The sequence below is a fragment of the Alitiscatomonas aceti genome (assembly GCF_025567195.1).
Lineage (GTDB): Bacteria > Bacillota > Clostridia > Lachnospirales > Lachnospiraceae > Alitiscatomonas > Alitiscatomonas aceti.
In genome coordinates this window covers 15,689-26,872 of record NZ_JAOQJF010000002.1, presented here as the reverse complement: position 1 = coordinate 26,872, position 11,184 = coordinate 15,689, and the positions used below count along the sequence as shown (strand labels likewise).

The following is an 11,184-nucleotide window of genomic DNA, read 5'->3' as shown; positions in this document are numbered from 1 at the left end:
CGGCGGATTACCCCGGTTTCCGTCTGGCACAAAATTTGCTATTATATGTACAGCAACAGTAAATGTACCAAAACGCCGCCGGAGGAGGCAATTCCCCTCTCTGGAGGCGCAGATATAGGAGGAAACAGATATGGCAGTATTCGGATGTATTGCAGATGATTTTACCGGCGCCAGCGACGCCGCTTCATTTCTTGTAAAAGGCGGCATGAGCGTCCGCCTCTATAACGGGATCCCGGAACGCCCGGAAGACGGGGACAGCGCCCAGGCCATTGTCATTGCTTTAAAATCCAGGACACAGGAAACAGCACAGGCAGTGGATGACAGCCTGCGGGCAGCCAGGTTTCTTCTTAATCAGGGTGCACGGCAGCTCTATTTCAAGTATTGTTCCACCTTCGATTCCACCCCGAAAGGCAACATTGGACCCGTGGCCGACGCACTTATGGATCTTATGGACGTGCCCTGTACCATTCTCTGCCCCGCTCTTCCCGTCAATGGCCGCACCGTGGAGCACGGACATCTGATGGTGAATGGCGTTCCCCTTCATGAAAGCCATATGAAAAACCATCCGCTGACCCCCATGTGGGACAGCAGCATCAGCCGGCTCATGGAACCCCAGAGCCAGTGGCCCTGTATCCCGATGGAGGATCCATCTTCATTTTCCCTGGAAAAAGCGGCAGAAAAGGCCGGTGCCAGAAGGTTCTATATCATTCCCGATTATAAAACCACCGAAGATGGCCGCGCCATCGCCGCAGCCTTTAAGTCCCTCCCCCTTCTCACAGGAGGAAGCGGACTCCTGGAGCCTCTGGCAAGACTCTGGTCCCAGGAGCTGGGAGGCGCCGCAAAAATCCCGGAAAGCCTCGTCTCCGGAAAAGCGCTCCTGCTGGCCGGAAGCTGCTCCCAGGCGACCCTGGGACAGATCGCCTGGTACGAAGCCCAGAAAAAGCCCTCCTATAAACTGGATCCCAAAGCACTGCTGGAGGGAAGACAGACCGTGGATGATGCCTGGCAGTTCATCCAGGAGCATGAAAACAGTTCTGACGCCGTTCTGGTTTATAGCTCCGATACACCGGAAAAGGTAAAGGAATTCCAGTCCCTGGGCGCTGAAAAAGTCGCCTCCCTTCTGGAGGACGCTGCCGCCCGGCTGGCTGTAAAGGCAGTAAAAGCCGGCTATACCAGGATCATCTCGGCCGGAGGCGAGACCTCCGGCGCCGTCACCAGAGCCCTCGGCTTTTCTTCCTATCTGATTGGAGAAAGCGTGGCTCCCGGCGTTCCCATCATGGTTCCGGCGAGGGAGCCCGGTGTCCGCCTGATTTTAAAAAGCGGCAACTTTGGCCAGGAGGATTTCTTTGGCCGTGCCCTTTCCATGACCGGCGGCACGGATCCCGTTCTGGACCAGAAGCTGTCCGACGCCGTCTGGACAGCCCGCAGCCTTTTTGACCGGGGAAAGACCAGCGGCTCCTCTGCCAACATGAGCTTCCGCCACAAGGACAGGATCTATATCAGCGCCACCGGCTCCTGCTTCGGGACCATGAAAAAAGAGGATTTCGCTGTGCTTTCCATGGACGGCACTGTGCTTTCAGAAAAAAAGCCCAGCAAAGAATGGCCTCTGCACCTGGCACTGTACGAAAAATCTTCTGAAACCGGGGCCGTGATCCATACCCACAGCACCTTTTCCGTCCTCTGGAGCTTCGTTCCCGCGAAAAATGACCAGGACTGCATCCCGGATCATACACCTTACCTGAAAATGAAGCTGGGAACCGTGGGACTCGTCCCCTACGAAAAGCCCGGCTCCGAGGCACTGTTCCAGGCATTCCGGGAGCGGGTGGGGGCTTCCGACGGCTTCCTCTTAAAAAATCATGGACCGGTCGTTCCCGGAAAATCTGTCATGGATGCCTTTTTCCGCCTGGAGGAACTGGAGGAAAGCGCCCGGATCGCCTGGGAGCTTTTCCGGGCCGGTCTGGAATAGAAAGCCAGCCCTTCAATGGCTTTTTCGCTTTAGTGCGCTGAGTTTTTTGTTGACATTTACCAGGGGGTGATTTAAAATTTAATTCCAGGAGGACTTGATTATGAAAGATTTGACCATCGGTTTTATCGGGCTGGGACTGATCGGCGGTTCCATTGCCCGGGGAATAAAAAGAAGCCGCAGGGACGTGCGGATCATGGCATATATGAGGAGCCGGGATAAGCTGGAGCAGGCAAAAAGAGATGGCGTCGTGGACGTGATCCTGGACGGCATCGGCGAGGAGATCTCCTGGTGCGATCTGGTCTTTCTCTGCACCCCGGTGGAATATAATGCTTCCTATCTGGAGCAGATCCGCCCGCTTTTAAAGCCCGGCGCCCTGGTCACAGACGTGGGGAGCACCAAAACGGATATCCATGAGACCGTAAAGCGGCTGGGTATGGAGGAGGTCTTTGTGGGCGGCCATCCCATGGCCGGATCAGAAAAGACCGGCTATGAGAACTCCACAGACCATCTCCTGGAAAACGCCTACTATATGATCACGCCCACAGAAAAGAGCACCCCGGAGCAGATCGGACGGATCCGGCGGGTGGCCCTGTCCATTGGAGCCATTCCCATGGTCACCGATTACCGGCAGCACGATTTTTCTGTGGCCGCCGTCAGCCATCTGCCCCATCTGGTGGCCTCCAGTCTGGTGAATCTTGTAAGGGATAATGACAATGAGGAGGAGCTCATGCGGACCATCGCCGCCGGAGGCTTTAAAGACATTACCAGGATCGCCTCCTCCTCCCCGGTCATGTGGGAGCAGATCTGCATGACCAATACGGAGAATATCAAGGTACTGCTGCGCCGGTACATCCAGTCTCTTGAAACCATATATGAGGAGCTGGACCGCCGGGATGGAAGCTCCATCCACCGGCTGTTTGAAGAGTCGGGCGCATACCGCAACACCTTCTCCAGCCACAGCCGCGGCCCCGTGGCCCCGGATTATTCCTTTACCGTGGATATCGTGGACGAACCTGGCTCCATTTCCACTCTGGCCGTGCTCCTGGCCTCCAAGGGCATTAACATCAAGAACATCGGCATCAACCATAGCCGGGAAGAGGGCGAGGGCGCTCTCCGGATCTCCTTTTATAACCAGGACTCCGAAACCAGGGCCTATGAGCTGCTGAAAAAATACAACTATACGCTTATTAAATAGAAATGAGGCATTCCATGAAACTCTCTCCCGCAAAAAGCATCCGGGGCTCCGTTACAGTCCCCGGTGATAAATCCATTTCCCACCGCAGCGTCATGCTGGGCTCCATCGCCAGAGGAACCACGGAGATCCACGGCTTTCTGGAGGGGGCCGACTGCCTCTCCACCATCTCCTGCTTCCGCCATATGGGCGTGGACATTGAAAACAAAAATGGCGTGGTCACAGTCCACGGCAAAGGCCTCCGCGGTCTTTCGGCCCCCTCAGCCCCCCTGGACTGCGGAAACAGCGGCACCACCACCCGGCTCATTTCCGGGATCCTGGCGGCCCAGGACTTTTCTGCTGTTCTCACCGGCGACGCCTCCATCCAGAAGCGGCCCATGGGCCGGATCATCACCCCTCTTTCCATGATGGGGGCAGATATAAAAAGCATCCATGGAAATGGCTGCGCGCCGCTCCAGATCACCGGAAAACCTCTTTCCGGGATCTGCTACGACTCTCCTGTGGCCTCTGCCCAGGTAAAGTCGGCCATTCTCCTGGCTGGCCTTTATGCCGAAGGGGAGACCCGTGTCACAGAGCCCCAGATCTCCAGGAACCATACGGAGCTGATGCTGAAATTCTTTGGCGCGGATATCCGCACCGAGGGCTCCACCGCCACGGTCCGCCAGACGCCGGAGCTTTACGGGAACCGGATCACCGTTCCCGGAGATATCTCCTCCGCCGTGTACTTTGCCGCCGCCGGAATGATCCTCCCCAATTCTGAGGTGCTCATAAAAAACGTAGGGATTAATCCCACCCGCGCCGGCCTTCTTACGGTCTGCAAGGCCATGGGAGCTGACCTGACCCTTATAAACGAAGACCACAGCGGCTCTGAGCCCACTGCTGACCTGCTGGTACGCTCCAGCAGCCTCCATGGTACGGTGATCCAGGGCTCCGTCATTCCCGCCATGATCGATGAGCTTCCCACGGTTGCCCTTATGGCCTGCTTTGCCCAGGGCCGCACCATCATTAAGGACGCTGCTGAATTAAAGGTCAAGGAATCCAACCGGATCGCCCTTGTGGCGGAAAATCTGAGGGCCATGGGAGCCGACGTCACCGAGACCGACGACGGCATGATCATCGACGGCGGCCGTCCTCTCCACGGCGCGTCCATCTCCGCCCATAAAGACCACAGGCTCGCCATGACCTTTGCTGTCGCCGCCCTTGCCGCCGAGGGCAGCACCGAGCTTCAGGACGCCGACTGTGTTTCCATTTCCTATCCTGATTTTTATACAGATCTAAAAAGGCTGGTCCGCAGTTAAATACTGCGCCCAGCCCTTTCTTTTTCCTTCCCGTCCGGCGGGACGGGGATCAGTTAAATCCAAAAAACTTCTGTGCGATCTTATATCCGGCAATGGAGATCTGTCTTCCTCCCTTGCCGGGAAGGTTCATTCCCTGGCCCAGGAAGCCGAACCGGAGCCGTATGTACAGCCTGGGATTGGTTTTCTTCACATACTCCCAGAGCTCCTTCTTTTTCGCCATATTTTCATCGGTCCCGGACCGGATCGCCAGGATGGAGCTGACCACCATCATGATCTCCAGATACCTTGTCATATACCGCCTCAGCTTCTTATTCTGAAGCTTCGTCACGTCATAATAGCCCATCATCAGTTTTGTCACCCGGATCTGCTGGTCAATGCGGCCGATCATCACCTGCTCGTTGACCGACTGGTCCGAACGGCCGATGAAATACCGGTAAAAATTCACATCCAGATAGTACATCTTCCGTACATGGGGAAGGGGCTCGTAAACGAAGATATTGTCCACATAGAACGTATGCATGGGAAGCTCCAGGCCGCAGTCTCTTAAAAGCTCGGTCCGGTAGATGACCGAATGCATCAGGATGTACTGGCCCGCGATGAACACCTTCACATCATCCCAGGTGAACACCTCGTTTTTTGGAAGGGCTGTGTTGTAGTTCATTACTTTTTTATGCTTCGCTCCCTGCTTCTCATACACAAAGTTGGTGATCAGCATATCCAGGGTATCCTTTCCGTACACGAACCGGCGCAGCGTATTTAACACCTGCACATACGCCTGCTTATTGACCCAGTCGTCGCTGTCCACTACCTTGAAGAAAATGCCTGTGGCCTCCCGGAGGCCTGCGTTTACGGCTGCGCCATGACCGCCGTTTTCCTGATGGATGGCGCGGCAGATCCCCGGATATTCCCGTTCATACCGGTCTGCGATCTCACCCGTATTATCCTTCTTGGATCCGTCGTCCACAATGAGGATCTCCACCTCGTCACCGCCAGGCAGAAGGGACCGGATGCAGTTTTCCATATACGCTGCCGAGTTATAGCATGGGATTGCGATTGATAACAGCTTCAATTTTTCTTCCTCCTAAGGTCAGATTTTGCCATATCTTCCATCATCATAGCATACTTGTGGTAAAATTGCAAAAATTTCCTTCCACCCGCCGAAAAAATGTGATATGATAGGAGAAATAGAACAATCCAGTGAAAGGAACTGATCCATATGGCAAAAAAGAGACTTGTACTGGCCCTGGGCCACGACGCCCTGGGAACCAATCTTCCGGAACAGAAGGCAGCGGTTGCCAAAGCCGCAAAAACCATCGCAGATTTTATCCAGAACGGCTGGCAGGTGGCCATCACCCACGGAAATACTCCCCAGCTGGGAATGATCCATACAGCCCTGAACGAACTGGCCCGGGAGCATAAGGAATACACACCGGCTCCCATGTCTGTCTGCTCTGCCATGAGCCAGGGATATATCGGATATGACCTCCAGAACGCCCTGCGTACAGAGCTCATCAAGCGCGGGATCTACAAGCCCGTATCCACGATCCTGACCCAGGTGACCGTGGATCCCTATGACGAATCCTCCTACACCCCCCTTAAGGTGGTGGGCCGTACCATGACCGCTGAAGAGGCAAAGGCTGAAGAGGAAAAGGGCAATTTCACCGTTAAAACAGAAAACGGCTACCGCCGGATCGTGGCCGCTCCCAGACCTGTGGCCATCGTGGAGATCGACGCCATCAAGGCCCTTCTGGATGCAGACCAGCTTGTCATCGCCGCAGGCGGCGGCGGAATCCCTGTTATGGAGCAGGGATCCAGCTTGAAGGGCGCCAGCGCCATCATCGAAAAAGACCGGGCCGCAGGGCTCCTGGCAAAGGAAACCGACGCCGACGTTTTAATGTTCCTGACCGGCGTTGACAATGTTTCCCTCAATTACGGCACGGATCACGAGGTCCATCTGGACAAGGTCACTGCCGCCGACGCAGACCGCTACGCAAAAGAAGGCCAGTTCTCCGCAGGCTCCATGCTGCCTAAGATCGAGGCCTCCATCGACTTCATAAACGCAGGAAAGGGCCGCCACGCCATCATCACCTCCATGGATATGGCAAAAGACGCCCTGGCCGGACGGGGCGGCACCACCATCGCATAGTCCCGGAGCCGGAACATATCTGGAAAACCATGGAAGGGGCTGTATGGAAGCGCTCTGTACCAGAGCGGTGATACAGCCCCTTTATCAGCATTGGGAATATGGTATAGGATAAACCGGCTGGGCCGCAGGGTCCGGCCCTGTCTCTGCGGACCGACACTGTCTCTATGGACCTGCATTGTCTCTGCCGCCGCGCCGGAGCGCAGGCCAGCCGCATTTTATATAAGGAGAAAAGAAATGAAAAAGAGATCCTTTTTAAGAAAAAGCCTGATGGCTTTATTTCTTGCAGCTTCGCTTTTTAACGCTTCTTCTCTGCCCGCCCGGGCAGAGACAGGTATGGAACTTTTCAAGGAAGATCCTCAGTATGGTGCCACAGGCTATCCGATCGTAGTCCAGTCGCAATACCAGGACGGATTCCTCCAGCCCTACCAAGAGGAAAGAGCCTCCCAAATGTCAGGATCAATTTTTATAAACAACACAGGCCTGTATGAATATAACGGCCAGGTCATCTATCTGATGTTCTCAAAGCAACAGAAGGTGGCACTGGTAACACATAATCATAAAAATTCTGATGGAACCTTCTCCACCTACACCCTGTACTGCGATCCCCAGGGACGTATAAGAGAATACACAGAGGAATCAAGGGCTGCCATCGACGCGGAAATCGCAGAACAGCTGGCCATGCTGGAGGCGGAAATCCAGACACAGTATGGAGTCTCTATTTCCCATAGAAAGGCATTTTCTGTTGATGAGAGATATAAATTTGCGAGCACAGTGAAGGAAATCCTGGATCTCTGTCCGGCAGGAAGTATCCGGATCATTGCTGATGCCTCCCAGGCAGCCACGGGAAAACCACTGAAATTTCAATCAATCTATATCGACTCTGAAAGGAATACAGATTCTGGCTGGTGGGTTGATGGAACCTATTCGTTTGATTCCAACGTAGTCCAGACCAGCGGTTACCTATCAACAGCTGCTCATGAATTAGGTCACGCGATGGAATCAACCTTGAATAAAGCCTCCGGAAAAAAACTCCGCCAGGATTTTGCTGCAATGAACAGCGGCCACGCATATGACCTCAACTATTATTATGACGGAGCACCTCTTGCCATGCAGGAAGGAGGTGTCCCCCCCTGCTTCAAGAGCGGATATTCTGCAACATCATTTACTGAGGACTTTGCCGATACCTTTGCCGATGCCATGATCTATTCCACAGCGGAACTGCAGGAGGCAGTAAATTGTGGAGATTTGACGGCGGAGTATTTTCAGAAGGTGGTCTATGTGAAGCAGCTGTTCAACCAGTACGCCGGATCGGCCATATTCCAGTAGCCTGCCGGGACTGGCCGCGTTCCCGATGTCTTCCGGGACCAGCCATGCTCCGGATGTCCGCCGGGACCGGTGGCGTTCCAGCAGCTGGACGGGACTGGCAGCACCCCAGCGGCCCGCCGGGATCACCCCGATCCCTGTCAGCCCTGGAAAACGCCCATGACCGCCGACCCGTCCGCAGTATATGAAAAGGAGAGATCATGCTGCCCGATATCAATGTTTATAAGATCCTGGAGATCATCGGGACCATTGCCTTTGCCAGCTCCGGCGCCATGGTAGCCGTAAAGCGCCGTCTGGATTATCTGGGGATCGTGGTCCTGGGCGTCACCACCGCCGTGGGCGGAGGGATGTGCCGGGATATCCTCATCGGCCAGACGCCTCCGGGAATGTTCCTGGATCCCACCAACACCATCATCGCCTTCTGGACCGTCAACTGTATGTTTCTGACCATCCGGATGAAATGGAGCCAGCTCCTGCATCTCCAGGGGGAGACCTATGACAATATCATGAATTTCCTGGACGCAGTGGGACTTGGGCTTTTCACTGCCACCGGAGTCAACATGGCCATCAGCGCTGGTTTTGGAAACAACGGCTTCCTCTGCGCCTTTCTGGGTGTCATCACCGGCGTTGGAGGAGGGATACTCCGTGACATCCTTTCCGGCCAGACCCCTGTGGTCCTTAGGAAGCATATCTACGCCTGCGCCTCCATTGCCGGAGCCGTCTCCTATCTGCTCTTTATGCAGGCCGCAGATCACAACCTGTCCATGTTTTTAAGCTCCTCCATCGTGGTGATGATCCGTCTTCTGGCCAGAAAGTATGACTGGAACCTCCCGGGAGCCCAGTAGCTATCGCAGCTCCTTTTCCAGCTCTCCGATCTGGGATTCGCCCACCACCCGGATCCCATATCCGGATAAAAGGGCCGCGGTTTTTCCCATACCCGGGATCAGGGTATGGGAAAAGCTTCCGTTATAGATGCCGCTGCATCCGCAGGAAGGACTTTTTTCTTTTAAGATGGCGATGGTGCAGCCATATTTTTTTGCTTCCCTTAACGCCAGATCCGCTCCCAGGAGAAATTCAGCAGTCACATTCCTGTCCTCTGTATTGACAACGACTCCGTCGTTCTCCCGCACCTCAGAAGCCGGTCTCGGGGTGGAAAGCCCTCCCAGCTGCTCCGGGCAGACCGGATGGAATTCTGCCTTTCCCTTCATTCGCTCCATAAAATCCAGAAGCGCTTCATTTCTGTTATTTCCTCCATCCCACTTGCAGTTCTCGCCTGTAAGACAGGCGCTCACAAGAATCTGTATCATAATGCTCTCCCCTGTTTTCAGTATAAAAACCGGGGATGTCCCTGTGGTTCCACAGAAACATGCCCCCGGTTCCTTCCGGCGTTTTCCGCCATTTCCTTTTTGTATCCGATTACTGGTTTTTCTTGCTGATCATGGCCCTCTTTCTCAGGGTGGGATCCAGGATCTTCTTTCTGATCCTTAAGTTTTTGGGTGTTACCTCCAGGAGCTCGTCGGTGTCGATAAAATCCAGGCACTGCTCCAGGCTCATGTCCTTGGGCGGAGTCAGCTTAAGAGCCTCGTCGGAACTGGAGGAACGTGTATTGGTCAGCTTCTTTGTCTTGCATACGTTCAGCTCAATATCCTCGGCCTTGGGGCACTCTCCCACCACCATGCCGGAGTAGACCTTAACGCCTGGCCCGATGAAGAGGTTTCCTCTCTCCTGGGCGTTGAACAGGCCGTAGGTGATGGATTCGCCGGCCTCGAAGGCGATCAGGGAGCCGTTCTTTCTGTAATTCAGCTCGCCCTTAAACGGCGCATAGCCGTCGAAGATGGTATTTAAGATACCGTTCCCCTTGGTATCAGTCATAAACTCGCCGCGGTAGCCAATGAGGCCTCTGGACGGGATGGAAAATTCCAGTCTGGTATATCCGCCGTTGGCCGGGCTCATGCCCTGAAGCTCTCCCTTTCTGCTGGTGAGCTTCTGGATCACGGAACCGGAATACTCCTCCGGAACGTCCACATAAGCCAGCTCCATGGGCTCCAGCTTTCTGTTTCTCTCATCGTATTTATAGATCACCTCTGCCTTGCTGACCGCAAACTCGAAGCCCTCCCGGCGCATGTTCTCAATGAGGACGGACAGATGCAGCTCGCCGCGGCCGGAAACCTTAAAGCAGTCGGCGGAATCTGTCTCCTCCACACGCAGGCTCACATCTGTATTCAGCTCCCGGAACAGACGCTCCCGGATATGGCGGGAGGTGATGAATTTCCCCTCCTGGCCGGCCAGGGGACTGTCGTTTACCATGAAGTTCATGGAAATGGTGGGCTCAGAGATCTTCTGGAACGGGATCGCCACCGGATTTTCCGGAGAACAGATGGTGTCGCCGATGTGGATATCCGGGATACCGGACACAGCCACGATGGATCCGATCTCTGCACTCTGGACCTCCACCCGGTTCAGGCCGTCAAACTCATACAGCTTTCCGATCTTCACTCTCCGTCTCTTGTCCATGTCATGATGGTTTACGATGACGCAGTCCTGATTTACCCGCAGGGAACCGTTGTCGATCTTTCCGATCCCGATCCGGCCCACGTACTCGTTATAGTCGATGGTACTGATGAGAAGCTGGGTATCAGCCTCCGGATCTCCCTCCGGAGCCGGGATATAGCTGATGATCGTTTCAAATAACGGGCTCATATCCACTTCCGGATCATCCAGCTCTTTTTTTGCAAAGCCGGCCCTGGCAGACGCATATACAAAGGGGCAGTCTAACTGCTCGTCGGAGGCGTCCAGATCCATGAAAAGCTCCAGGGTCTCGTCGATCACGTCCGCCGGTCTTGCCTCGGGACGGTCGATCTTATTGATGCAGACGATGACGTGCAGATCCAGCTCCAGGGCCTTCTGGAGCACGAATTTTGTCTGGGGCATGGGCCCTTCAAAGGCGTCCACCACCAGGACCACGCCGTCCACCATCTTAAGGACACGCTCTACCTCGCCGCCAAAATCGGCATGGCCTGGCGTGTCGATGATATTGATCTTTACACCTTTATAAAATACTGCGGTATTCTTAGAAAGGATCGTGATACCGCGCTCTCTCTCAATGTCATTGGAGTCCATGACGCGCTCCACCACTTCCTGGTTGGCGCGGAACACGCCGCTCTGGCGCAGAAGCTGATCCACCAGAGTGGTCTTGCCGTGGTCTACATGGGCAATGATCGCTATGTTTCTGATATCCTCGCGTTTGATCTTCATAAAA

General features: G+C 54.7%; 9 protein-coding genes and 1 pseudogene. 7 read left to right on the top strand and 3 right to left on the bottom strand.

The window, feature by feature from the left end; genetic code table 11:
• Window positions 1-130: 130 nt before the first annotated feature.
• The 4 genes and pseudogenes from otnK to aroA all read left to right on the top strand — a co-directional run.
• Window positions 131-1,369, top strand: a pseudogene (gene otnK, locus OCV69_RS01025) (3-oxo-tetronate kinase); the annotation flags it as partial.
• The gene (locus OCV69_RS16915) at window positions 1,364-1,966 is read left to right on the top strand and encodes a class II aldolase/adducin family protein (RefSeq protein ID WP_252207579.1); all 603 of its coding nucleotides are present in this window, start codon (window positions 1,364-1,366) and stop codon (window positions 1,964-1,966) included. The pseudogene otnK and the gene OCV69_RS16915, both read left to right, overlap by 6 nt.
• A 100-nt stretch (window positions 1,967-2,066) precedes the next feature.
• On the top strand, window positions 2,067-3,161 hold the full coding sequence (locus tag OCV69_RS01015) for a prephenate dehydrogenase (RefSeq protein WP_022274637.1): 1,095 nt from the start codon (window positions 2,067-2,069) through the stop codon (window positions 3,159-3,161).
• A 14-nt stretch (window positions 3,162-3,175) separates the two neighbouring features.
• Window positions 3,176-4,456, top strand: coding sequence for a 3-phosphoshikimate 1-carboxyvinyltransferase (gene aroA / locus OCV69_RS01010; protein WP_158357023.1), 1,281 nt, complete (start codon window positions 3,176-3,178; stop codon window positions 4,454-4,456).
• 49 nt (window positions 4,457-4,505) lie between these two features.
• Here the strand turns inward: aroA and OCV69_RS01005 are convergent, their stop codons facing one another.
• Complete coding sequence (locus OCV69_RS01005; RefSeq protein WP_158357022.1) at window positions 4,506-5,525, bottom strand: glycosyltransferase family 2 protein; 1,020 nt, start codon at window positions 5,523-5,525, stop codon at window positions 4,506-4,508.
• A gap of 147 nt (window positions 5,526-5,672) precedes the next feature.
• Here OCV69_RS01005 and arcC point away from each other — a divergent pair, with 147 nt between their 5' ends.
• The 3 genes from arcC (at window position 5,673) to OCV69_RS00990 (ending at window position 8,770) form a co-directional block, all read left to right on the top strand.
• Window positions 5,673-6,602, top strand: a complete 930-nt coding sequence (arcC, locus tag OCV69_RS01000) for a carbamate kinase (RefSeq protein WP_158357021.1) — start codon at window positions 5,673-5,675, stop codon at window positions 6,600-6,602.
• A 234-nt stretch (window positions 6,603-6,836) separates the two neighbouring features.
• Window positions 6,837-7,928, top strand: coding sequence for a hypothetical protein (locus OCV69_RS00995; protein ID WP_158357020.1), 1,092 nt, complete (start codon window positions 6,837-6,839; stop codon window positions 7,926-7,928).
• Between the two features lie 197 nt (window positions 7,929-8,125).
• The gene (locus OCV69_RS00990) at window positions 8,126-8,770 is read left to right on the top strand and encodes a trimeric intracellular cation channel family protein (RefSeq protein WP_158357019.1); all 645 of its coding nucleotides are present in this window, start codon (window positions 8,126-8,128) and stop codon (window positions 8,768-8,770) included.
• On the opposite strand, the gene OCV69_RS00985 is transcribed toward OCV69_RS00990, so the two are convergent.
• On the bottom strand, window positions 8,771-9,232 hold the full coding sequence (locus tag OCV69_RS00985) for a 2-thiouracil desulfurase family protein (protein ID WP_022274630.1): 462 nt from the start codon (window positions 9,230-9,232) through the stop codon (window positions 8,771-8,773).
• Window positions 9,233-9,341: 109 nt separating this feature from the next.
• Window positions 9,342-11,180 carry a translational GTPase TypA gene (gene typA / locus OCV69_RS00980; protein WP_022274629.1) on the bottom strand — a complete coding sequence of 613 codons (1,839 nt, stop codon included), beginning with the start codon at window positions 11,178-11,180 and terminating at the stop codon, window positions 9,342-9,344.
• Window positions 11,181-11,184: the final 4 nt, after the last annotated feature.